Origin of the sequence: Streptomyces sp. NPDC059874, assembly GCF_042731135.1 — a bacterium.
Taxonomy (GTDB): Bacteria; Actinomycetota; Actinomycetes; order Streptomycetales; family Streptomycetaceae; genus Streptomyces.
In genome coordinates this window covers 21,913-45,094 of sequence record NZ_JBHWJY010000018.1, presented here as the reverse complement: position 1 = coordinate 45,094, position 23,182 = coordinate 21,913, and the positions used below count along the sequence as shown (strand labels likewise).

Annotated in this window: 20 protein-coding genes and 1 tRNA gene; 11 read left to right on the top strand and 10 right to left on the bottom strand. The window is 72.4% G+C overall.

Features of this window, described 5'->3' with window-relative positions; translation table 11 throughout:
* Nucleotides 1-32: 32 nt before the first annotated feature.
* Together ACFV9H_RS13280 and ACFV9H_RS13275 are read right to left on the bottom strand one after the other, a co-directional pair.
* On the bottom strand, nt 33-329 hold the full coding sequence (locus ACFV9H_RS13280; RefSeq protein ID WP_385397133.1) for an ABC transporter substrate-binding protein: 297 nt from the start codon (nt 327-329) through the stop codon (nt 33-35).
* Nucleotides 330-483: 154 nt separating this feature from the next.
* Nucleotides 484-557: transfer RNA gene (locus ACFV9H_RS13275), tRNA-Trp, on the bottom strand.
* Between the two features lie 152 nt (nt 558-709).
* Here ACFV9H_RS13275 and ACFV9H_RS13270 point away from each other — a divergent pair.
* From ACFV9H_RS13270 to ACFV9H_RS13255, 4 genes are all read left to right on the top strand, one after another.
* On the top strand, nt 710-1,213 hold the full coding sequence (locus ACFV9H_RS13270; protein ID WP_385397131.1) for a hypothetical protein: 504 nt from the start codon (nt 710-712) through the stop codon (nt 1,211-1,213).
* A 128-nt stretch (nt 1,214-1,341) separates the two neighbouring features.
* On the top strand, nt 1,342-2,664 hold the full coding sequence (locus ACFV9H_RS13265) for a glycoside hydrolase family 18 protein (protein WP_385397130.1): 1,323 nt from the start codon (nt 1,342-1,344) through the stop codon (nt 2,662-2,664).
* Nucleotides 2,665-2,753: 89 nt separating this feature from the next.
* Nucleotides 2,754-3,938, top strand: a complete 1,185-nt coding sequence (locus ACFV9H_RS13260) for a serpin family protein (protein ID WP_385397128.1) — start codon at nt 2,754-2,756, stop codon at nt 3,936-3,938.
* Nucleotides 3,935-4,816: an aldo/keto reductase gene (locus ACFV9H_RS13255; protein ID WP_385397126.1), complete on the top strand. Its 882-nt coding sequence runs from the start codon at nt 3,935-3,937 to the stop codon at nt 4,814-4,816. Before ACFV9H_RS13260 ends, ACFV9H_RS13255 begins: the two co-directional genes overlap by 4 nt.
* Here ACFV9H_RS13255 and ACFV9H_RS13250 read toward each other — a convergent pair.
* Nucleotides 4,779-5,177 carry a PfkB family carbohydrate kinase gene (locus tag ACFV9H_RS13250; protein WP_385397249.1) on the bottom strand — a complete coding sequence of 133 codons (399 nt, stop codon included), beginning with the start codon at nt 5,175-5,177 and terminating at the stop codon, nt 4,779-4,781. The genes ACFV9H_RS13255 and ACFV9H_RS13250 overlap by 38 nt on opposite strands.
* A 289-nt stretch (nt 5,178-5,466) precedes the next feature.
* On the opposite strand from ACFV9H_RS13250, the gene ACFV9H_RS13245 reads away from it, so the two are divergent.
* Nucleotides 5,467-7,068, top strand: a complete 1,602-nt coding sequence (locus ACFV9H_RS13245; RefSeq protein ID WP_385397124.1) for a sigma-70 family RNA polymerase sigma factor — start codon at nt 5,467-5,469, stop codon at nt 7,066-7,068.
* A gap of 20 nt (nt 7,069-7,088) precedes the next feature.
* Here the strand turns inward: ACFV9H_RS13245 and ACFV9H_RS13240 are convergent, their stop codons facing one another.
* Both ACFV9H_RS13240 and ACFV9H_RS13235 read right to left on the bottom strand, forming a co-directional pair.
* Nucleotides 7,089-7,943, bottom strand: coding sequence for an RNA polymerase sigma-70 factor (locus ACFV9H_RS13240; protein WP_385397122.1), 855 nt, complete (start codon nt 7,941-7,943; stop codon nt 7,089-7,091).
* Nucleotides 7,944-7,975: 32 nt separating this feature from the next.
* The gene (locus tag ACFV9H_RS13235; RefSeq protein ID WP_385397120.1) at nt 7,976-8,896 is read right to left on the bottom strand and encodes an NAD-dependent epimerase/dehydratase family protein; all 921 of its coding nucleotides are present in this window, start codon (nt 8,894-8,896) and stop codon (nt 7,976-7,978) included.
* Between the two features lie 139 nt (nt 8,897-9,035).
* On the opposite strand from ACFV9H_RS13235, the gene ACFV9H_RS13230 reads away from it, so the two are divergent.
* Complete coding sequence (locus ACFV9H_RS13230) at nt 9,036-11,465, top strand: Helicase associated domain protein (RefSeq protein WP_385397118.1); 2,430 nt, start codon at nt 9,036-9,038, stop codon at nt 11,463-11,465.
* Nucleotides 11,466-11,472: 7 nt separating this feature from the next.
* Here ACFV9H_RS13230 and ACFV9H_RS13225 read toward each other — a convergent pair whose 3' ends face one another.
* Entirely contained in the window at nt 11,473-12,864 is a 1,392-nt protein-coding gene (locus ACFV9H_RS13225; RefSeq protein WP_385397116.1) for a glutamate decarboxylase, read from the bottom strand.
* 277 nt (nt 12,865-13,141) lie between these two features.
* On the opposite strand from ACFV9H_RS13225, the gene ACFV9H_RS13220 reads away from it, so the two are divergent.
* Nucleotides 13,142-13,537, top strand: a complete 396-nt coding sequence (locus ACFV9H_RS13220) for a tyrosinase cofactor (protein ID WP_385397114.1) — start codon at nt 13,142-13,144, stop codon at nt 13,535-13,537.
* Nucleotides 13,534-14,379: a tyrosinase family protein gene (locus ACFV9H_RS13215; RefSeq protein WP_385397112.1), complete on the top strand. Its 846-nt coding sequence runs from the start codon at nt 13,534-13,536 to the stop codon at nt 14,377-14,379. Before ACFV9H_RS13220 ends, ACFV9H_RS13215 begins: the two co-directional genes overlap by 4 nt.
* On the opposite strand, the gene ACFV9H_RS13210 is transcribed toward ACFV9H_RS13215, so the two are convergent.
* Entirely contained in the window at nt 14,337-15,038 is a 702-nt protein-coding gene (locus tag ACFV9H_RS13210) for a response regulator (protein ID WP_385397110.1), read from the bottom strand. The two genes, ACFV9H_RS13215 and ACFV9H_RS13210, sit on opposite strands and share 43 nt — an antisense overlap.
* Nucleotides 15,035-16,630, bottom strand: coding sequence for an ATP-binding protein (locus tag ACFV9H_RS13205; RefSeq protein WP_385397108.1), 1,596 nt, complete (start codon nt 16,628-16,630; stop codon nt 15,035-15,037). The genes ACFV9H_RS13210 and ACFV9H_RS13205 overlap by 4 nt, the downstream gene beginning before the upstream one ends.
* Before the next feature lie 105 nt (nt 16,631-16,735).
* Here ACFV9H_RS13205 and ACFV9H_RS13200 point away from each other — a divergent pair, with 105 nt between their 5' ends.
* Both ACFV9H_RS13200 and ACFV9H_RS13195 read left to right on the top strand, forming a co-directional pair.
* Nucleotides 16,736-18,130: a cation:dicarboxylate symporter family transporter gene (locus ACFV9H_RS13200; protein WP_385397106.1), complete on the top strand. Its 1,395-nt coding sequence runs from the start codon at nt 16,736-16,738 to the stop codon at nt 18,128-18,130.
* 276 nt (nt 18,131-18,406) lie between these two features.
* Nucleotides 18,407-20,170: a S8 family serine peptidase gene (locus ACFV9H_RS13195; protein ID WP_385397104.1), complete on the top strand. Its 1,764-nt coding sequence runs from the start codon at nt 18,407-18,409 to the stop codon at nt 20,168-20,170.
* 72 nt (nt 20,171-20,242) lie between these two features.
* On the opposite strand, the gene ACFV9H_RS13190 is transcribed toward ACFV9H_RS13195, so the two are convergent.
* Entirely contained in the window at nt 20,243-20,950 is a 708-nt protein-coding gene (locus ACFV9H_RS13190) for a winged helix-turn-helix transcriptional regulator (protein ID WP_385397102.1), read from the bottom strand.
* 77 nt (nt 20,951-21,027) lie between these two features.
* On the opposite strand from ACFV9H_RS13190, the gene ACFV9H_RS13185 reads away from it, so the two are divergent.
* Nucleotides 21,028-22,473 carry an FAD-binding oxidoreductase gene (locus ACFV9H_RS13185; protein ID WP_385397100.1) on the top strand — a complete coding sequence of 482 codons (1,446 nt, stop codon included), beginning with the start codon at nt 21,028-21,030 and terminating at the stop codon, nt 22,471-22,473.
* 31 nt (nt 22,474-22,504) lie between these two features.
* Here ACFV9H_RS13185 and ACFV9H_RS13180 read toward each other — a convergent pair whose 3' ends face one another.
* Nucleotides 22,505-23,182 carry a (2Fe-2S)-binding protein gene (locus ACFV9H_RS13180; RefSeq protein WP_385397098.1) on the bottom strand — a complete coding sequence of 226 codons (678 nt, stop codon included), beginning with the start codon at nt 23,180-23,182 and terminating at the stop codon, nt 22,505-22,507.

Here is a 23,182-nt window from a genome sequence, read left to right as displayed (position 1 = left end):
CGGCGCGCAGAGGACGGCGGCCGTGCGGAGCCTCACGCGGCGTCGGGGTGGAGCTGACGCCTCAGGGACTCGACGGCGTCGGCGACGCGCACACCGAGCACCGCCGAGGACAACGGCAGCACGACGAACCGCCGGTTCTTGACCGCGGGAACCTCGGCGAGCGCCGGATCGTTCAACAGGCGCTGCTTCTTGGTTTCAACGCTGGTGCCGCCGTAGTCGTAGATGAGGACGACCTCGGGTTTGCGCTCGACGACCTTCTCCCACGACACGTCACCGAAGGTGTCCTTGAGGTCAAGTCCGGCATCAACCGCAGGGAGATGGCCGGTCACAGTGGCGGGACCGCACCGGAATCGCACCGGTTTCCTGTCACGCGCCGCCTGGGGTATCGGGGCCGGTCCGCCAGAGGTGTCGCGCGGCTCCTCGAACGCCGAAGGCCCACGTCGGCAGCTGACTGCGGACGTGGGCCTCGTACGGTTTCCGTTGCAAGGGCGGCAGGATTCGAACCTGCGACATCTGGTTTTGGAGACCAGCGCTCTGACCAGCTGAGCTACGCCCCTTCGGTGAAACCAACGATGCCAGGACCCGCTCCGGAGCTCCAACGGATTAGCGGGATGCCCACCGCCTGTGGGGCCTACGCGGGTGCGGGTGGCGGGGGCCGGTGCCGGGGAGGATCGTGGGCAGGGTGATCCGCGGATCGGAGGGTTCCGTCATGCCCCGGGGCCGTGGCCGAGTGCCCGAACGGCTCAGGGCGGCGCCGGCCGCACTGGTGCTGGCCCTCCCCCTGCTGCTCGGCGCGGGGCCCGGCGGTTCCGGGGAGACGATCCCGCTCACCGGCCGGGAGCCGGGCGAGCGGCTCGACGTCACGCTGACACGCCTGGTCGACCCCGCGGACGCCACGGCCGCTGCGGCCGCCACGGTCGACAACCGGCTGGTCGCCGTCCGGTTCCGCCTGGAGAACACCGGCTCCGTCGTCTACAAGGACTCCCCGGCGTCCTGCGCCCACCTGCTGGACGCCGACGGCCGGCGGTTCGCGGGGCTCAACACCGATACGACCGCCGGAGCGGCCTTCCCCGAGACCGTCACGCTCGACCCCGGCGGCACGACGGAGGGCTTCGTCACCTTCCACCTCCCGGACGACGCCGCCCTGGCAGCCGTGCAGTTCGCACTGAACGGCGGCCTCGCCGACGACGTCGGCCAGTGGAGCCTCTCGTAGCGTTCCGACCACTCCCGGTGTTCGCGAGTTTCCACCACCCCCTTGACCCACCTGGTCCAGACCAATAGTTTCCGGCATGCACAGCGCACGCGCACACGCCTCACTCCCCGCATCCGCAAAGGAAGCCCATGCGCCGCAGCATGCTCGGCAGGCTGGCCGTCGCCGCCTGCTCCCTCTCCCTGCTGACCGCCTTCGCGCCCGCCGCCGCGCAGGCGGACGGCGGCCACGACCGCCCGTACAAGAAGGTCGGCTACTTCACCCAGTGGGGCGTCTACGGGCGGGACTTCCAGGTCCAGGACCTGGAGGCGAACGGCTCCGCCGGCAAGCTCACCCACGTCAACTACGCCTTCGGCAACGTCAGTCCGCAGGGCAAGTGCTTCACCGGGAACGTGCCCGGCGAGGCGGACGCCTGGGCCGACTACGCGCGCCCGCTCGATGCCGAGAACTCCGTCGACGGGGTCGCCGACACCTGGGACCAGCCACTCGCGGGCAACTTCAACCAGCTGCGCGAGCTCAAGGCCAAGCACCCCGGGCTCAAGGTGCTGATCTCGCTGGGCGGTTGGAGCTGGTCCACGCACTTCTCGGACGCCGCCCTCACTCCGGCCTCCCGCAAGGCCTTCGTCGAGTCCTGCATCGACCTGTACATCAAGGGCAACCTCCCGCAGGACGGCACCCGCGGTGGCGCCGGGGCGGCCGCGGGCGTGTTCGACGGGATCGACCTCGACTGGGAGTGGCCCGGCTCGGCCGGTGACGCCGACACGAAGTTCCGCCCGGAGGACAAGGAGAACTTCGCCGAGCTCGTCAAGGAGTTCCGCACCCAGCTCGACGCGTACGCGCGCGGCCAGAAGCGGAAGACGGCGTACGAGCTGACGGCCTTCGTCCCGACCGCCCCCGCCAAGATCGACGCGGGTTTCGACGTCCGTCGCATCATGCGCCACCTGGACTTCGTGACGCTCCAGGGCTACGACTTCCACGTCTCGGGCGAGCCGGTCACCGCCCAGCAGTCCGCGCTCCACGCCCGGGGCGACTTCAGCGTCGACGGCACCGTGGACGCCTGGCGCCGGCGCGGGGCGCCCGCACACAAGCTGGTGGTGGGCATGCCGTTCTACGGGCAGGGCTGGACGGGTGTGAGCGGCGGCGGGGACGGCATGGGGCAGCCCGCGACCGGCCCGGCACCGGCCACCTGGTCCGCCGGGTACGAGGACTACAAGGCGTTGAAGAAGCTCGCCGATTCGGGGACCTACCAGGTCCACCGGGACCGGCGCGGCGGCCACGCCTGGCTGTTCGACGGAACCACCCTGTGGACGTACGACGACCCGCAGGTGCTGCGCGCCAAGACCGGCTACATCCGCGAACACGGCCTGGGCGGCGCGATGTTCTGGTCGCTGGACGCGGACACCGCCGACGGCGAGCTGATGACGGCCGTCGACCGGGGCCTGCACGGCCGCTGACCGGCCGGTCGGCCGGCCACAAGACCGGCGCCGCCGGGCCGTGGAAAATCACCCGGCCCGGCGGTGCCACTCCACGTACCCTCCCCCGCATGAGGAACTCGACTGTACGGGCGGTCAATCGCCTTTCGAAGCGCTGGGCGGCCGAGGCCCCGGCCGACGGGCCGGGCACGGTGTTCACCGCGGCCGGTGTCTGGCCGCTGCTCGCCCTGCTGGCGGACGGCGCGGGCGGTCCGGCCCGCGCGGAACTGGCGCAGGCCCTGGGCATACCCGCCGACGCCGCTGCCGAGGCCGCGCGGGAGCTGCTGGGCGCGCTGGCCGACGTACGGGGCCTTCAGGCGGCGACCGGGTTGTGGTCCAAGGCCGATCTCCCGCTGGAGGAGCGCTGGTCGGCGAAGCTCCCGGCGGGGGCCCTGGGAACGCTGACCGGTGACACGCAGACCGACGGCAAGATCGTGGACGCCTGGGCTTCGGACCGCACCGGCGGCCTGATCGAGCGCATGCCGGTGGCCGTCGACGAGGAAACCCGGTTCGTCCTCGCCTCCGCGCTGGCGCTGCGGTTGAAGTGGATCCGCCCGTTCCGCGAGTGGTGCGGCGACATCGATGAGGGCCCCTGGGCCGGTCGACGACTGCGCCTACTGGGTCGCAGCACCTCCCTCCTGGACCGGGTCCGAGTGGCGCACGGCCCGACCGGTCCGGTCACCCTGCTGGAGGTGGTCGGAAACACCGGGGTGGACGTCCACCTGGTGCTGGGGGAGCCCGATTCACCGCCCGGCGAGACCCTCGGCACCGGGATCGATGCCGTCACCAGGTCCCTCGCGTCCACGGGCGCGCGCTCCCTCCACGAGGGGAACCCCGGACCGGGGCTGTCCATCGGTACCGCGGCGGCCGTGCACCCCACCCCCTGGCTGAACATCAGAACCGTCGCGTTCGAAGTCCGAGCGGAGCACGACCTCCTGAGCCAGGCCCGACTGTTCGGGCTGGAGACCGCCACCGACAGGGACCACGGGCACTTCCCCGGCATCAGTTCCGAAGAGCTGGCCGTCGATTCGGCCCGCCAGTCGGCCCTGGCCCGTTTCGACGCGAAGGGGTTCGAGGCCGCGGCCGTCACCGCCGTCGCGGCTGCGGCCGGCTGCGCCGCACCGCGACTGAGGTACCGGGTCCGCCACGCCGAGGTCCGCTTCGACCGCCCCTTCGGCTTCCTGGCCGTCCACCGGACCTCCCGGCTGGTGCTGGCCGCCGGATGGGTCAACGAGCCCGGTATGGTCACGCAATGACAGAAACGATCACTGCGGCCGCGGCCGGTACCTGGACGCTCGGCGACCTGACCGTCAACCGGATCGGCTTCGGCGCGATGCGGCTCACGCACCTCGCCGACGGCTCCCCCAGCGACCGCGAGCGGGTGACCGGCGTGCTGCGCCGGGCCGTCGAGCTCGGCGTGAACCACATCGACACCGCCGCGTTCTACTTCTCACCGCTGCGCTCCGCCAACGAGCTGATCAACCGCGCGCTCGCCCCGTACGCCGACGAGCTCGTCATCACCACCAAGGTCGGGCCGGGCCGCGACGCGGGAGGCAACTGGTGGTGGGCCACACCCGAGCAGTTGCGCGGGCAGGTCGAGGAGAACCTGCGCCAGCTCGGCCGGGACCACCTCGACGTGGTCAACCTCCGGATCCCGCGCCGGGAGACGACCGGGTCGGTCGCCGAGCACTTCGGGGCGCTCGCCGCGCTCCGCGAGGCGGGCCTGATCCGGCACCTGGGCATCTCGAACGCCCGCGCCGACCACCTCGCCGAGGCGCGGGCCATCGCGCCGGTGGTGTGCGTGCAGAACCCGTACGGGATCGGCTCGCCCGCCGAGGACCACGCCTTCGCGGACGCGTGCGGGGAACAGGGCATTGCCTTCGTGCCGTTCTTCGCCATAGCCGGCGCGGGCAAGGAGGCCGGAGTGGTGGCGGACGACGGCGAGCGGGTGCGGGCGGTCGCGGAGGCGCACGGGGTGTCGGCGGCGCAGCTGCGCCTGGCGTGGACGTTGAGCCGCGGTCCGCACGTCCTTTCGATCACGGGTACCGGAAACCCGGACCACCTGGTCGAGAACATCGCCGCGGGCGCGCTGCGCCTCACGCCGGAGGAAGTCGCTCTCCTGAGCGCCGCCTGAGCACCGCCCGAGCGGCCAGGGCCGCCGTCTCCCGGAAGGCCGGCACGTGCCCGGTGTCCCCGCGCCCGGAGACCGAGAGGGAGGCGGCGGCCGGGCCGTACGCCACGGCGTCCGCGAGGGTGTCGCCGAGGGCGAGCCGGGCGGTGGCGGTCCCGGTGAAGCACTCCCCGGCCCCGGTCGCGTCGACCGGAGCCGGGTGACCGGCACGGGGTGGTGGCCGACGCCGCCCGTGCCGTCGTCCAGCAGCAGCCGGTCGGCTCCCACGGTGACCGCGACCGCGCGGGCGCGCGGTAGTGGGCGGCCGCGGTGCGCGGTAGCGGGCGGCCGCGGTGCGCGGCTCGTCGGTGTCGACGAGGGCCAGTGCGTCGGCCGGGCGGGACGTCTTGAGCAGCCCGCGGCCACCCGGTCGGCGGAGTGAGCGTGCCGACCGTCACCTTCCTGGTCTCCCGCGAGGAAATCGAGACGTACGCGGCCGCCCTGCTCGCCGCGACGGAGGCCCTGGCTCCGCTGCTGTGACGGGGAGGAGGGATGATGGCCGCCGGACGCGGACGCCGGGAAAACCTGATTCCGGATAACTGTTATCGAGGCCCCTCTCGACGGTCTCCCAGGTATTGGGCAACATCGACCGCCGGTACGGACAGGGACATCACATGAGTACTCAGCAGACGGCAGCGCTGGTGGCAGCGGCTCGCGCGGGCGATCCCCGGGCGCAGGACGAGCTCGTCGCCTCCCATCTGCCGCTGGTCTACAACATCGTCGGGCGCGCCCTGAACGGGTCCTGCGACGTGGACGACGTGGTGCAGGACACCATGCTGCGTGCGCTCGACGGGCTGGGCGGCCTGCGCTCCGACGAGAGTTTCCGGTCCTGGCTGGTGGCGATCGCGATGAACCGGGTCCGGGCGCACTGGCAGGCCCGGCAGAGCGGCTTCGGCGACAGCGCCGCCCTGGACGCGGCCGACGACCTGGCCGACCCGGGGGCCGACTTCGTCGACCTGACCGTCGCACGCCTGAACCTGTCGGGGCAGCGTCGCGAGACGGCGCGGGCCACGCGCTGGCTGGAGCCCGACGACCGGGCGCTGCTGTCGCTGTGGTGGCTGGAGTGCGCCGGGGAGCTGACCCGGGCCGAGGTGGCCGCCGCCCTGGAGCTGCCCGGGCAGCACGCGGCCGTACGGGTGCAGCGGATGAAGGCACAGCTGGAATCGGCCCGAGTGGTGGAACGGGCGCTGGACGCACAGCCGCGGTGTGAGGAGTTGCGGGCCGTGGTGGCGTCCTGGGACGGGGAGCCGTCCGCGCTGTGGCGCAAGCGAATAGCCCGCCACGCGCGTGAGTGCATACGATGCTCCGGCCTGTGGAGCGGCCTGGTTCCGGCGGAGGGACTGCTGGCCGGACTGGCACTCGTCCCCCTTTCGGCGGCGCTGCTCGCCTGGACCCGTACGGCCGGGGCGGCCGGCTTCGCCCCCACGGCCGCCGCCTTCGCCGACGACCCGGACCAGCTCGCCCAGGTCGGCACCACGGCCGGCGGGGCGGACGGTGGCCGTGGCGCCTTGCGCCGGCGTCGGCAGCAGCGCCGCCGCGTGGTCGGCGCCGCGGTGATCGCCGCCTGTGTGGCGGGCGGCGGACTGGTGTACCTGGGCACGCTCCCCGGATCCGGCGGCCCGAAGGACGGGGACGAGCCCGCCGCCCCGGCGGTCGCGCTCGCGGCGACCGAGTCCGCGCCCCCGCTCCCCTCCGCGTCGGCCTCGCCCTCGCCTTCGCCCTCTCCTTCGCCGTCGGCCTCGGCTTCGGCCGGTCCGAGCCCCAAGCCGACCCCCGCGAAGACCTCCGCCTCCCCCACCCAGCGGACCTCCGCTCCCGCGCCGGCGCCGGCGCCGCAGGGGCTGGCCGGGCAGGTCGTGGCCCTGGTCAACTCCGAGCGGGCGGCGGCCGGCTGCGGCCCCCTCAAGGAGGACTCGCAGCTGCGGGCGGCCGCTCAGGGGCACTCGGACGACATGGCGGCGCGGAACTTCTTCGACCACACCAACCCCGACGGCGCGGACCCGGGTCAGCGGACGACCGCCGCCGGGTACCGCTGGTCGACGTACGGGGAGAACATCGCGCGGGGCCAGGCGACCGCGAAGTCGGTCATGGACTCCTGGATGAACAGCCCGGGCCACCGCGCGAACATCCTCAACTGCGCCTTCAAGGACATCGGTGTCGGTATCCACCAGGGCTCGGGCGGCCCTTGGTGGACGCAGAACTTCGGCGCCCGGTAGCCGCGGGGCGCGGCCCCCGTTCAGGGCTGGAGGCCGCGCAGCTTCTCCGGATTGATCGCGAGGCGCAGCGCGGTGATCCGGCCGTCCACGGCGTCGAAGGTGAGGGCGCCGGAGTTCACGCCGCCGTACACCAGCAGCAGGCCGGGCTCGCCGTTGATCTCGGCGGGGTGCATCTCGACGCCCTGGACCTCGGGTTTGGCCAGCACGCCGAGGAGCCAGCGGGCGACGTGGTCCGGCCCGTGCAGGGGGCGGCGGGCTGCCGTGACGACGCCCCCGCCGTCCGACCAGGAGACGACGTCGGGGGCGAGGAGTTCGAGCACCTCGCCGAGGTCGCCGCCGGCGCAGGCCGCGCGGAACTTCTCGGCGATCTCGCGCTGTTCGGCGGCCTCGGTGGTGAAGCGGGGGCGGCGGGCCTGTACGTGTTCACGGGCCCGGTGCGCGGACTGACGGACGGCCGCCTCGGACTTCCCGACGACCTCGGCGATCTCCGCGTGGGAGTAGCCGAACACCTCGCGGAGCACGAACACGGCGCGCTCGGTCGGCGTCAGGGTCTCCAGGACGACCAGGACCGCCATCGAGACGGTGTCGGCCAATTCGGCCTCCTCGGCGATGTCGGGCGAGGTGAGGAGGGGCTCGGGGAGCCAGGGCCCGACGTACGCCTCACGCACGACCTGGGCGGACTTGAGCCGGTTCAGGCTGAGGTTGGTGACGGTACGCACCAGGTAGGCCTTGGGGTTCTCGACGGACGTCCGCTCGGTGCGGTGCCAGGCGAGCCACGCGTCCTGCACGATGTCCTCGGCGTCGGCGACGCTGCCCAGCATCCGGTAGGCGGTCCCGAACAGCAGTCGCCGGTACTCCTCGAAATGGTCGGTCATGATCGTTACGGTGGCACCACCCCGCCGACCGATCAAGATCCGTCTCGGTTTCCCGCGAGGGCGCTCAGGGCGTCGGCGCATCCCGGGTGGCTCGGCGTCCACCCGAGACCGGCCCGCGCCTTGGCGTTGGACACCCGCATGTTCGTGGTGACGACCCGGTGGACGTAGGGGAAGGGGCGCATCAGCCAGGTGGGCACGGACAGTGGCTTCGGGGTGCCGAACGCCTCGGCGGCCGCCTTGACGTGCGCGCCGAAGCCCATCGGGGTGTCGTCGACGATGTTGTACGCCTGCCCCGCGCGGCCGCCTTCGACGGCGAGGGCCACGGCGCGGCCGGCGTCCGCGAGGTCGACCCAGGGCAGCACCCTGCCGTGGTCGGCGATCGCCGGGATCTGCCGCTTGCGCAGCATCTGCGCGAGCGCCTCGGTGCCGCCCGCGCCGTAGAAGAGCCCGAAGCGCAACGAGATCCCCTCGATGTCGCGGTCGCCGAGGATCAGTTGTTCCTTGACCCGCATGCCTTCGAGGTGGCGTTCCACGGCCGGGTCGCCGGTCGGGCCGTACAGATCGGTGTCCTCGGTGATCACGTGGTCACCGAAGTCCCGGTAGCCGTACCCGAAGACCATCGACTCGGCGATGACGCGGCGGGCGCCGACGGCGCGAGCGGCGTCCATCAGGTGCCCGGTCCCGGTCAGCCGCAGGTCGTCGGTGGCGAACATGTCCTTGTGTCTCATCGGTGCCGTGCGCAGGGCGGTGGCGGCGTGCACGACGGTGTCGACCTTGAGGCCGTCGACCGCGCGCAGCAACCCGTCGCGGTCCATCAGGTCGGCCCGGACATCGGCGCCGGCGCCGCGGCCGAGGCCGATCACGGTGTATCCGGTGCGGGTGAGCGCCTCGGTGATGTGGCGTCCCAGGACTCCGCTCGCCCCGGCCAGCAGTACGTTCTTGGTCTCGTTCATGCCCATGGGACAAGTCAGCCCCGCGGGACGTGACACTCGCCCGTGTGACCCGCGTCACGAATCTCCCCGCACTTGCGTCAAAATCAGGGCAGGATAGGAGCTGGAGACGAATCAGCAGATCACAGGGGTGGGTGACGTAGTGGCGAGGAAGGAACTTCGCCCGCATCAGCGTGAGGCCGTTGACGCCGTGGTGCGGGCGCTGGAGCTGCCCGCCGGGGGCCGGGTCCCCGAAGCGGGGCTGCGCACCCAGGTGATCATGGCGACGGGTTCGGGGAAGTCCCTGGTCGCGGTCCGCTCGGCCGAGGAGCTGCGGGCCGGACGGGTGCTCGTGCTGGTGCCGTCCCTGGACCTGCTGGTGCAGACGACCGCGGCCTGGCGGGACGGCGGCCGGACCGGGCGGTCCCTCGCCGTGTGCTCGCTGCGCGGCGAGGACGCGGGGGTGCCCACGACGACCGATCCGGCCGAGCTGGCGCGCTGGGGCGGCCCCTCGGTGGACCGGCTGACCGTCTTCGCCACGTACGCCTCGCTGGGTCTGGGCATCGTCGAGCGGGCGCATCTCGCCGGGCTGCCCGGCTGGGACCTGGTCGTGGTCGACGAGGCGCACCGTACCTCCGGGCGGATCGGGAAACCCTGGGCGGTGGTCCACGACAACACGCGCATCCCCGCCGTCCGGCGGCTCTACCTCACGGCCACGCCGCGGGTCTGGCAGGACGGCGAGGAGAGCGAGGAGCGGGGCGGCGGGAGCGCCGCCAAGGGGCGCGGTGAGCTGGTCGCGTCCATGGAGGACGATCCGCGGGGGCCCTTCGGTGCCCGGTGCCACACGCTCTCGCTGTCCGAGGCCATCGACCGCGGGATCTGCGCCCCCTACCGGGTCGTGTGCGTGGACGTGACCGATCCGGGGTTCCAGGCGGCCGTCCTCATGGGCCGCGACGGGCGTTCCGACGAGGTGCGCGGCGCCCGGCTGGCCGCCCTCCAGACGGCGCTCGTCAAAGCCGCGGTGCACCAGGGGTTCCGGCGGACGCTGGTCTTCCACCACCTGACGAAGGAGGCCGAGGCCTTCGCGGCCGGTCTGCCCGCCGTGGCCAAACGGCTGAGGCTGACGAGCCGCAGCCCGCGGCCGGTGTATCCCCGCAGGGTCTGGGCGGACTGGCTGTGCGGGCAGCACTCGGCGGCGCACCGGCGGCGGGTGCTGGGTGCCTTCGCCGACGACCGGGTCGCGGAGAAGGCGTTCCTGGGCAGCGTCCGGGTACTGGGCGAGGGCGTGGACACCAAGGAGTGCGACTCGGTCTTCTGGGCCGACGTACGGGGATCCATGCCCGACCTGGTCCAGGCGGTCGGGCGGGCGCTGCGGATCCATCCCGGGGAGGGCAAGGTCGCCTCGCTGGTGGTGCCCGTCCTGCTGGGACCGGGCGAGAGCCCGGCGGAGATGCTGACCTCCCGGGCGTACGGGGACCTGGCGCGGCTGCTGGAGGCGCTGCGGGCGCACGACACCCGGCTGGTCGAGTCCCTGGCCCAGCCGCAGGTTCCGGGCGGGCCCGCCGGCGCGGCGACCTCGGGCGGCCTCAGCGGCGGCGCCGAGAGCCTGCTGAGCTTCTCCACGCCGCGGGACCCGGCGCTGCTGGCCGCCTTCGTCCGGCTGCGCGTCCTGAACCCGGAACACGAGCACTGGCGGCGCGGGGTCGAGGCCGCCCGGATCTACGCCGCCACGGCGGGGGACCTGAAGGTGCCCTTCGGCTACAAGGTGCCGGCGGGCGACGAGGCGTGGCCGCCCGGGCTCGCCCGGTTCCCGCTCGGCCAGTGGATCGCGGACGTGCGGCGCACCTACCGCCGGGGCGCCCTGGGCCGGGAGCGGGCGGCCGAGCTCGACGAACTCGGCATGGTGTGGAGCCACTTCGACGTCGCCTTCGAGGAAGGGCTCGCGGCGGCCCGCGCCTGGGCTGCGGAGCACGGGCACCTGCTGCCGCCGGTGGACGCCACCTGGGCGGGCGCCCCGGTCGGGGTGTGGGTGAAGAACCAGCGTGCCGCGGCCCGCCGGGAGGGGCCGGGGGCCCTGTCGGAGGAGCGGCGGGAGGCCCTGGAGGCGGTGGACGCCTCCTGGTGCCCGGCCTGGGAGATCTCCTGGCAGCGCGCCTTCCACCTGACCCGGGTCCATCTGGACGCGGGCGGCCGACTTCCGCTCGCGCCCGGCGAGGTACTGGTCCAGGGCGAGGATTTGGGCGCCTGGGTCCGTACCCAGCGGCTGAACTGGGAGAGGCTGTCGTGGGCGCAGCGCTGGCTGCTGGAGCACACCCTCGGCGCGACCCCGGCGTCACGGGAGGAACGTCCGGCGCCGCGCCGCAGCCACGCCGAGGCGTGGGCGGACCATCTGGAGGCGGCCGAGCAGTTCCACATGCGCGAGAAGCACCTGCGGGTGCCCCGTAAGCACGTCGAGCTGTACGGCGACCAGGAGTACCGGCTGGGCGCCTGGATCGCCAATCAGCGCTCGCGCGCCGCCTCCCTCAGCCCGGACCGGGTCGAGGCCCTCGACGCACTGGGCATGCGCTGGTCGGCATCCGGGCGGCCCGGCTGACCTGCCGTCAGTGGTGGAAGCCCGACCGGGGCGCGGTGGCGGGCACGGGCGGGGGCGTGGCGGTGAGGTGCTCGACGGCCCGGCGCAGGTCGGCGACGAGGAGGGCGATCTGATCGCGGGTCACGCCGTGCCGGACGAGCACGCGCTGGATGACGGTGTCGTCGCGGTCGGCCGGCAGCGGGTACGAGGGCACCTGCCAGCCGCGCATGCGCAGCCGGTCGGAGAGGTCGTAGAGGGTGAAGCCGGCCGCCGCCGGGTCCGTCAGCGCGTACGAGACGGCGGGGAGCGCGCCCTGGCCGTCGTAGAGGAGGGAGAAGGGCCCGATCTCGGCGATCTCCCTGGCCAGGTACTGGGCGGTGTCGGCGCAGGCCTGCTGGACGCGCCGGTAGCCGCCGCGGCCGAGGCGCAGGAAGAGGTAGTACTGGGCGATGACCTCGCCGCCGGGCCGGGAGAAGTTGAGGGCGAAGGTCGGCATGTCGCCGCCGAGGTAGTCCACGTCGAAGACGAGTTCCGCGGGGAGCAGGTCGGCGGTGCGCCAGACGATCCAGCCGACGCCGAGGGGCGCGAGCCCGTACTTGTGGCCGGAGGTGTTGACGGAGGCCACGCGCGGCAGCCGGAAGTCCCAGACCACCTCGGGGTGCAGGAAGGGCGCGACGAAGGCGCCGCTCGCGCCGTCCACGTGGATGGGGACGTCCCAGCCGTGTTCGGCCTGGATCCGGTCGAGTTCGGCGGAGATCTCGGCGACGGGCTCGTAGTCGCAGGTGTAGGTGACGCCGAGGATGGCGACGACGCCGATGGTGTTCTCGTCGACGTACGCGGCGAGCTGGTGGGGGCGCAGTCCGGTTGCCCCGGCCTCCAGGGGGACCTGGCGCAGTTCGACGTCGAAGTAGCGGGCGAACTTCTCCCAGCAGATCTGGACCGGGCCGCACACCAGGTTGGGACGGTCCACGGGCAGGCCCTGGGCGCGGCGGCGCTCGCGCCAGCGCCATTTGAGGGCGAGCCCGCCGAGCATGGCGGCCTCGCTGGAGCCGGTGGTGGAACAGCCGGTGGCGGCGGTTCCGGCGGGGGCGTGCCACAGGTCGGCGAGGATGTTGACGCAGCGCGCCTCGATCTCGGCGGTCTGCGGGTACTCGTCCTTGTCGATCATGTTCTTGTCGAGGCACTCGTTCATCAGGCGGTGCACGCCGTCGTCCGACCAGGTGGTGCAGAAGGTGGCCAGGTTCTGCGCGGCGTTGCCGTCGAGGAGCAGCTCGTTGTGGAGGAGCTGGTAGACCACCTCGGTGGGCGAGTGGTCCTCCGGCATCCGGTACTTGGGGAGCACCTTGCCGCTCAGCGCGGACGCGAACACGTCCGTGGAGGCGTCGAGTGCGCGTTCGTCTTTCGTCTCATGAAGAGGCATATCGGGACTATATGAGACACATAGGAACGAAGGTGGCTGACGACCGACCGGCACGCACCACCGCTTCCGGCCGACCCGGCGGTGTGATCCCCTCCATAGCCCTCCGGTACAACCGGAGGATTTCCCGTCGAGTAGGGTTCTGTCCACAGGTCTTCCCGTTCGAGCCACTGGAGCCGGTTCGGACGGGAAGATCATCCAACTTGTTCTACCGGCAACTTATCCATGGATGTCCGGATATCGGTCAGCTGTCCGCGTCGTCCTGATACCTCTTCGGGTCATGAACAAGATCACCCGTCGACAGGCCTTAGCGGGCACCACTGCCGGCGCACTCACCGCATTCGGCATCGCGGCCACCGCCGCGCACGCCGCTCAGGCCCCCGCCACGACGCCTCTCGATCAGAGCCGCGCGGGCACGGCCACCGACGAGGTCTACCAGGGCCGCCGCATCCAGATCACCCAGGGCGGAGGCGGCCACCACGGCGGCCACCACTCCGCCGGACTGCCCACCGTACGAATAGACGGCCGCGAACTGCACGTGATGCGCAACGCCGACGGCAGTTGGATCAGCGTGGTCAACCACTACGAGACCTACTCCGACCCGCGCTCCCTCGCCCGCGCCGCCGTCCGCGAGCTCCAGGGCGCCGCGCTCGTCCCGTTCGGCGGTGCGGCATGACCGTCCGCAAGAACCAGGCCGCGCTCACCCCCGAGGAGAAGCGCGCCTTCACGGCCGCCCTGCTGGAGCTCAAGCGCACCGGCACGTACGACCGCTTCGTCACCACCCACAACGGCTTCATCATGGCCGACACCGATTCCGGCGACCGGGTCGGTCATCGCTCCCCCTCCTTCCTGCCCTGGCACCGGCGCTTCCTGCTGGAGTTCGAGGCGGCGCTGCAGAAAGTGGACGGCAGCGTTTCGCTGCCGTACTGGGACTGGACCGCCGACCGCACCTCCCGCTCCTCGCTCTGGGCGGCCGACTTCCTCGGCGGTACCGGCCGGGCCCGCGACGGGCAGGTGCTCGACGGGCCATTCGCCCACGCGGCCGGGAAGTGGACCGTGAACGTACGGGTGGACGGTCGCGCCTACCTGCGCCGGGCGCTGGGCACCGGCGTCGCCGAACTGCCGACCAGAGCCGAAGTGGACGCCGTACTGGCGATGCCCCTGTATGACGCGGCCCCCTGGAACAGCGCCTCGAACGGCTTCCGCAACCACCTGGAGGGCTGGCGGGGCGCCAACCTGCACAACCGGGTGCACGTGTGGGTCGGCGGGCAGATGGCGACCGGCGTGTCCCCCAACGACCCCGTCTTCTGGATGCACCACGCCTTCGTGGACAAGCTGTGGGCCGACTGGCAGGCCCGCCACCCGCAGTCCACGTACCTGCCGGCGGCCGGCACCCCGAACGTGGTGGACCTGAACGACACCATGCGGCCGTGGAACGACGTCACCCCGGCGGACATGCTGGACCACCGGAAGTTCTACACCTTCGACACCGAGCCCGCCGCCGCCAGCCAGCGGTAGTGCAGTTCGGGGCGGCCGACCTGGCCGTACCGGGGAGTGCGGTCCGCGCGACCGGTGTCCACCAGGTGCTCCAGGTAGCGGCGGGCGGTGATCCGCGAGATCCCGGCCGCCTCGGCCGCCCCCGCCGCGGTCAGCCCCTCGGTCGCCGCCCTCAGCAGGGCGGCGACCTTGTCCAGGGTCGGCGCGCTCAGCCCCTTGGGGAGCTCGGCCGGGCGGGGTGCGCGCAGGGCGGCCATCGCCCGGTCCACGTCGTCCTGTCCGGCCGCCTCGCCCGCCGTCTGGCGGAACTCGGCGTAGCGCAGGAGCCGTTCGCGCAGGGTCGGGAAGGCGAAGGGCTTCAGCACGTACTGGACCACGCCGAGGGAGACGCTCTCGCGGACCACGGCCAGGTCCCGCGCGGAGGTCACCACGATCACGTCGACGGGATGCCCGGCGGCCCGCAGCCCGCGCGCGAAGCGCAGCCCGTGCCCGTCGGGCAGACCCAGGTCGAGCAGCAACAGGTCGACCGGGGTGCGCTCCAGGGTGCGCGTGGCCTCGGCGAGCGAGTGGGCGACGCCGACGGCGGTGAAGCCGGGCACCCGCCCGACGTACAGCGCGTGCGCGTCGGCGGCCACGGGGTCGTCCTCGACGACCAGCACCCGTACGTCGCCCGCACTCACCGGACACCGCCCGCGACGGGCAGCCGTACGGTGAACTCCGCGCCCCCGGCCGGGCCTTGGGCGGCGGTCACGCTGCCGCCGTAGCGCTGCGCCACCTGGCGGACCAGCGCCAGGCCGAGGCCGCGCCCTTCGCCCTTGCCGGACCAGCCCCGACGGAACACGTCCACGCCCTCCGGCAGCCCGGGACCGTTGTCGGCGACCCGCAGCAGCAGTTCGTCCCCGTCGGGCCGCAGGGTCACCGCTATCCGCGCCCCCGGGACGGCGGTGACGGCGTCGGCCGCGTTGTCGATGAGGTTGCCCAGCACGGTGACCAGGTCTCGGGCGGGCGGCAGATCGCCCCCGTCGGCGAGGCTGCGGCTGTCGGGAGTGACGACGAGCTCCACTCCCCGCTCGTGCGCCTGCGCGGCCTTGCCCAGCAGGAGCGCGACCAGCACCGGCTCCCCCACCGCGGTGATCACCTGGTCGGTGAGCGCCTGGGCCAGCTCCAGTTCGGCGGTGGCGAAGTCCACCGCCTCGTCGGCGCGGCCGAGTTCGATCAGGGAGACCACGGTGTGCAGCCGGTTGGCCGCCTCGTGGGCCTGGGAGCGCAGCGCCTGGGTGAATCCCCGCTCATGGTCCAACTCACCGGTGAGCGCCTGGAGTTCGGTGTGGTCGCGCAGGGTGACCACGGTGCCCTTGCGGCCGCCGCCCGCGACCGGCGAGCTGTTGACGACCAGCACCCGGTCGGTGGTCAGGTGCACCTCGTCGACCCGGGGCCGGTCCGCGAGCAGCGCCCCGGTGAGCGGGGCGGGCAGTCCGAGGTCGGCGGCGCCGGATCCGGTGATCTCGCCCCGCAGGCCCAGGAGTTCGCGGCCCGCGTCGTTGATGAGGGTGATCCTGCGCTGCCCGTCGAGCAGCAGCAGCCCCTCGCGGACCCCGTGCAGGGCCGCCTGGTGGTAGTCGTACATCCGGCTCAGTTCAGCCGCGTTCATGCCGTGCGTGTGGCGGCGCAGCCGGGCGTTGACCACGTACGTGCCCAGGCCGCCGAGGGCGAGCGCGCCGCCGGCGACCCAGGCGAGCGCGGAGAGCTGCGCGGCGAGCCGGTCGCTGATCGCGCGGACGGTGATCCCGGAGCTGACGAGGCCGACGATCCGGCCGTCGTCGGTGAGCGGGGTGACCACGCGGATGGAGGGGCCGAGCGTGCCGGTGTAGGTCTCGCTGAAGGTCTCGCCGCGCAGCGCGGGGGCGGTGTTGCCCATGAAGGGCTCGCCGATGCGGCGCGGGTCGGGGTGGGTCCAGCGCCGCCCGTCGGGCGCCATGATCGTCACGAAGTCCACGCCGGAGTCGGTGCGGACCTTCTCCGCGTAGGGCTGGAGGGCGGCCGACGGGTCGGTTCCGCGCGCGGATCCCCGTACGGCCTCGCGTACGGACGGCGAGTCCGCGACGGCGTGGGCCACGGCACCGGCCTGGCGCCGGGCGGCCTCCTCGGCCTGGCCGCGGGCGGTGGCGTACGCGAACACGGCGCACCCGGCGACGACCACGGCGACCAGCAGCACCTGCATGGCGAAGAGCTGGCCGGCGAGGCTGCGCGGGGGCCGGGGGAAGCGGAACATGGCGCTCAGTGTGCACCGGGTCGTGAACTCAATGAACGCAAGGGTGACCGGGGTCACAGCGCTGGGCGATGGTCTCCCCGAACGTATTCACCACCAGGAGGCATCGTGGCCGCCAGGCGCGACAGAACGCACTATCTCTACATCGCGGTGATCGCCGCGGTGCTGCTCGGCATCGCCGTCGGCTTCGCCGCGCCCGGCGTGGCCGTGGAGCTCAAGCCGTTGGGCACCGGCTTCGTCAACCTCATCAAGATGATGATCTCGCCGGTGATCTTCTGCACGATCGTGCTGGGCATCGGCTCGGTCCGCAAGGCCGCCAAGGTGGGGGCGGTGGGCGGGCTCGCCCTCGGCTACTTCATGGTCATGTCCACGGTCGCGCTGGCGATCGGGCTGCTGGTCGGGAACCTGCTGGAACCGGGCAGCGGGCTGCACCTGACCGAGGCTGCGAAGCACGCGGGCGAGGCCCAGGCCAAGGCGGGCGGCGCCCAGAGCACACCGGAGTTCCTGCTCGGCATCATCCCGACCACGCTGGTGTCCGCCTTCACCGGGGGCCAGGTGCTCCAGACGCTGCTGGTGGCGCTGCTGTGCGGGTTCGCGCTGCAGGCCATGGGCGCGGCGGGCGAGCCGGTACTGCGCGGGATCGGACACGTGCAGAAGCTGGTGTTCCGGGTGCTGGCGATGATCATGTGGGTGGCTCCGGTGGGCGCCTTCGGCGCCATCGCGGCGGTGGTCGGGGCGACGGGCATGGACGCGCTCAAGTCGCTGGCCGTCATCATGATCGGCTTCTACACGACCTGCCTGCTGTTCGTCTTCCTGGTGCTGGGCACACTGCTGCGGGTGTGCACGGGGGTCAGCGTGTTCGCCCTGCTGCGCTACCTGGGCCGCGAGTTCCTGCTGATCCTCTCGACCTCCTCCTCGGAGTCGGCGCTGCCGCGGCTCATCGCGAAGATGGAGCACCTGGGGGTCTCGCGTCCCGTCACCGGGATCACGGTGCCCACCGGGTACTCCTTCAACCTGGACGGGACCGCGATCTACCTGACGATGTCCTCGCTGTTCATCGCCGAGGCGATGGGCAAGCCGCTCGCGCTGGGCGAGCAGATCTCGCTGCTGCTCTTCATGATCATCGCCTCGAAGGGCGCGGCCGGCGTGACCGGCGCGGGTCTGGCCACGCTGGCCGGCGGACTCCAGTCGCACCGGCCGGAACTCGTCGACGGGGTCGGCCTGATCGTGGGCATCGACCGGTTCATGAGCGAGGCCCGGGCGCTGACCAACTTCGCGGGCAACGCCATCGCGACGGTGCTCATCGGGACGTGGACGAAGGAGTTCGACCACGCGCGGGCCGGCGAAGTCCTCGCCGGACGGCTGCCGTTCGACGAGGCCACGCTGGTCGACGACGCGCACGGGACGGAGCCGACCGTTCCCGCACAGTCGGACACTTCCCCACAGAACGCCCCCGCCGCGGCGCAGCCTTCGGGCGACTCCAAGAACGGCGTTCCGGCCTAGCCGGTCCGTCCGCGCACGCCGGCCGGGCAGGGTTCGCCCCCACGGTACCCAGCCCGGCCGGCCCTCGACATCCGCGGACATCCGCCGACATAGGCGATTTTCAGCCACCGGCGCGAGAACTGTAGTGCTGTAAAAGGTACTTCCATACCGGGGCATCCGTCTGACATCTTGCGTCCACCACTCGTTTCGTACGACGCGACAGGTGCCACCAGCACCATCGCGTCATCGGAGGACGCATTGATACCCCACATATCCAGCCGACCTCGACGTACCCTCGTGCTGGCCGCCACCATCGGCGCCGCACTCGCTTTCGGGGCCCCCGCCGCGCTCGCCGGCACCGCCCCGGTTTCCCCTGCCGCCCCGTCCGCCTCCGCCCCCGCGGCGGCCAAGGCCGCGGCGCCGACCTCCCAGAGTGCGACCTGGGTTGCCGGCACCCGCGCCTACTTCGTGATCACCGCTCCCGGTGACACCACGGCGGTGCGCAACGCCGTTGCCGCCAACGGCGGCACGGTCTTCCATTACTACGACGCCATCGGCGTGGTCCTCGCCCACTCCGCGTCGGGCACCTTCGCCACGACGATGCGCGGCGTGAGCGGGGTCCAGCAGGTCGGGGCCACCCGCACCTCGGACGTGCCGGCGGACGCCTACAACCCGGCGCTGCCCGCCAACCCGTCGCAGGCGACGACGCCCGCGGGCGAGCCGAACCGCGTCGACATGACCCAGATCAAGGCCGACCAGGCCTGGGCCGTCACCACCGGCTCCGCCTCCGTCAAGGTCGGCATCCTGGACACCGGTGTGGACGACCAGCACCAGGACCTGGCCCCGAACTTCAACGCGGCCGACTCCGTCTCCTGCGCGTACGGCAAGCCGGACACCCGCGCGGGTTCCTGGCGCGACGTGGGCACCCACGGCACCCACGTGGCCGGTACGGTCGCCGCCGCCAAGAACGGCAAGGGCGTCATCGGCGTGGCCCCGGGCGTGAAGATCTCCTCGGTGCGCATCGCCGAGCCGAACTCCTCGCTCTTCTTCGCCGAGAACACCGTCTGCGGGTTCATGTGGTCCGGTGACCACGGCTTCAAGGTCACCAACAACAGCTATTACACGGACCCGTGGCAGTTCAACTGCCCGGACAACGCCGACCAGGCCGCGATCATCGAGGGCGTCAAGCGCGCCCAGGAGTACGCGGAGGGCAAGGGTTCGCTCCAGGTCGCCGCGGCGGGCAACGAGAACTACGACCTCGCCAACAAGACCACCGACACGGCGAGCCCGAACGACTCGACCCCGGTGACCCGCACGATCACCAACGCGTGCCTGGACATCCCGACCGAACTCCCGGGCGTGGTCACGGTCGCGGCGAACGGCACCGGCACCACCAAGGCCTCGTTCTCCAACTTCGGCCAGGGCGTCATCGACGTCGCCGCGCCGGGCAGCAACGTCTACTCCACCGCTCCGGGCGGCACCTACGCCACCATGAGCGGTACGTCGATGGCCAGCCCGCACGTCGCCGGTGTGGCGGCGCTCATCGCCAGCACCAACCCGGGCATCACGCCGGCCCAGATCCGCGACAAGCTGGCCACCCAGGCCAACGACGTCGCCTGCCCGTCGGACAGCCGCTGCAAGGGCACGACGGCCAACAACGGGTTCTTCGGCGAGGGCCAGGTCGATGCCCTGAAGGCGGTCGGGTCCACCCCGCCGCCCGGCAAGTACTTCGAGAACCTCGGCGACTTCGCCATCAGCGACAACTCCACCGTGGAGAGCCCGATCACCGTCAGCGGTGTGACCGGCAACGCCCCGGCCACCCTCAAGGTGGGCGTGAACATCGTGCACACCTACATCGGTGACCTCAAGGTCGACCTGATCGCCCCGGACGGCACCGTCTACACGGTGCACAACCGGTCGGGCGGCAGCGCCGACAACATCAACCAGGTCTACACCGTGAACGCCTCCTCGGAGGTCGCGAACGGCACCTGGAAGCTCAGGGTGAACGACAACGCGGGCGGCGACGTCGGCAAGATCGACTCCTGGAACCTCACCTTCTAGTTCCGGCTGGTTCCGGTGAGCCGACATTGAAGGCCCTCGGGGAGCGGTGCCTCCGTTCCCCGAGGGCCTTCGTCATGCCCGGGCCGCTTCGTCGGGCTCGCGCGTCCGGGAGACCGGCTTGATGTGTGCGAAGGCGCTCTTGGCGTTCCAGGTCGGGAAGGCTCGTACGAGCCACGACGGCCCGTGGAGTCGGATCCGGTCGCCGCGGGTGGCCTCGGCCCAGGTGAGCTGCCCGGCGTGCCATTTCACGAAGGCTTCGGCCTCCGCCGTGACGAAGAGGTCCTCGTCGGCGCCGGGGTACGTCTTGCAGATCTCGGTGTCCGAGTGTTCGATCAGCAGCCAGTACCGCTCCGGGCTCCGGCGACCCGTGAAGTCGAAGCGGATGACGACGCGGCGGTCCGGGAGCCGGTCCCGGCGGAGCATGTTGCACATCGACCACAGCGCCACGAAGGGATCGAGGTGCTCGGGGGCGATCTCGAGCCAGGCGGCACCCCACTCGCCGAGCGACACACAGACCTTGAAGAGCTCGTGCCCCGCGGACGTGAGCTCGTAGTGGTGCCCGTGCCCGTCGTGTTTGAGTGACGACTCGACGATGCCGAGCCGTTCGAGCTGCTTGAGTCGCTGCGCGAGAAGGGTGCGGGAGAGCCCGGGCGCGCCCTGGAGGATCTCACCGAAGCTGCCGCAGCCCAGGTACAGGTTGCGAATGATCACCGGCGTCCAGCGCTCGGCGAAGATCTCGGCGCCACGGGCGATGGGACAGTACTGACCGTAGGTCCGCACGACGCCAGTGTCGCATGCCCGCCTTCGGCGGGTAAGTCCAGATTGTTGACTTCACGGCCCCGGCCCGCGGTGGTGCGATGGGGGCATCGGGGGACGAGGACCACGACGGCGACCGGCCGGCGAGTCGGCCGGTCGAGCGGGAGGTGACCGCGATGGACATCGACGGCTTCCGGGGCCGGCTGATCACCGCCGACCACGCCGACTACGACACGGCCCGGGCCGTGTGGAACGGCGCCGTCGACCGGCGCCCCCGGCTGATCGCCCGGTGCGACGGGACCGCCGACGTGGTCGCCGCCGTGCGCTTCGCCCGCGATCACGACCTGGAGATCGCCGTCCGGGGCGGGGGCCACAACGTGGCCGGCACGGCGGTGTGCGACGACGGCATCGTCATCGACCTGTCGGCCATGCGGGCCGCCACGGTGGACCCCGCGGGGCGCACGGCCCAGGTGCAGGGCGGTGCGCTGTGGGGCGACGTCGACCACGCGACGCAGGCCCACGGTCTGGCCACCACCGGCGGCATCGTGGGCCACACCGGCGTCGCCGGGCTCACCCTCGGCGGTGGACTCGGCTTCCTCATGCGGGGGCACGGCCTCACGATCGACAACCTGCTGGCCGCCAAGGTGGTCACCCCGGACGGCAGCGTCGTCCGGGCGTCCGCCGATGAACACCCCGATCTGTTCTGGGCATTGCGGGGAGGCGGCGGAAACTTCGGCGTCGTCACCACGTTCCGGTTCGCCCTGCACCCCGTCGGCCCGACCGTGATGGCGGGACCCGTCTTCTGGGCGGCCGACGACACCACCGCCGTGCTGCGCTTCTACCGGGATTTCGTCGCCGAAGCGCCCGACGAGCTCGGCACCGTCATCAGGCTCGGCACCGTCCCGCCGCTGCCGGTCATCCCCGAGGAACTGCACTGGCGTCCCGCCGTCGCCGTGGCCTGCTGCCACGCCGGTCCCGTCGAAGCCGGCGAGCGGGTCCTGCGGCCCCTGCGCCGGTTCGGGACTCCCCTCGTGGATCTCCTCGCGCCCACGCCCTACGCCGCCTTCCAGGGCGGTCTGGACGACACCGTCCGCCACGGATGGCACTACTACTGGAAGTCCACCAGCCTCGCCGGCCTCTCCGACGCCGCGATCTCCGTCATCGCCGATCATGCCTACGGCGCCGGCTCGCCCCGCTCGTACTCGGCGCTGTTCCACATGGGCGGAGCCGTCGCCCGGGTCCCCCACGACGCCACCGCCTACGCCGGCCGCGACGTGGCTTACAACATCGTCATCGACGCCGTGTGGCTCCGCGACGAGTCCGACGAGCACGCCGCCGCCGGGACCGCTTGGACTCGGCGATTCCTCCGAGCCCTCGGCCCGCACCGCGGCGACGGCGTCTACGTCAACTTCCTCGATTCCGACGACGACACCAGCCGCGTGCACGAGGCCTACGGCGACGAGACCTATCGGCGCCTGGCCGAGGTCAAGGCCAAGTACGACCCCGACAACGCCTTCCACCACAACAAGAACATCCACCCCGGCTGAGCGTCGCGTCCGAGGAGCCCCGCACGCCCGCCTACCTGGTCCGCAGCACGCAGTCCCCGCAGAGTCCCCCGCCGGGCGCCTGGTAGTAGAGGCAGCAGCTGCGCCGTACGTAGGCCACGCCGAGCCCCTCCTCGTGGATGAAGGTGCCCGCGCCGCCCAGCGCCCCACCGTCCGCGAGCAGGTCACCCGCCAGCGCGACGGCCGCGGCGGCCGCGCCGCCGGGCACCCTGTCGATCAGTACCCGCAGGGCTCCGACCAGTCCCGATGCGGCATTGCCCCGCAGCACCTTCGGCGAGACCCCGAACCGCTCCCGCAGGCCCGCGTCCAGCACGGCCAGGTTCCCCAGGACGGTCTCCCCGAGCGCCTCCGCCCGCAGCTCCCCCGGCTCGGGCAGCCACAGCTCCAGCGAACCGGCCGCGGGCAGCCGCCACCACACCCGGTCGGGCGCCAGGTCCGGCACCCTCCCGGCCAGGGCGGCGCAGCCGAGCCCGACCGACCACAGCCGCGAGACGATCCCGAACTGCGCGGTCGAGGCGGCCACCCTCCCCGGCCCGCTGCCGATCCGCCGCCCGACCTCGGCCACGTACGGCTCCAGCCGCTCCCCGTACAGCTCGTCGAGCGGCCGGAACCCCTCCCCGGGCGGCTCCTTCCCGTACGGCACGGTGAAGAAGGGGCCCACGGATCCCAGTTGCCGCAGTACGTCGTCCAC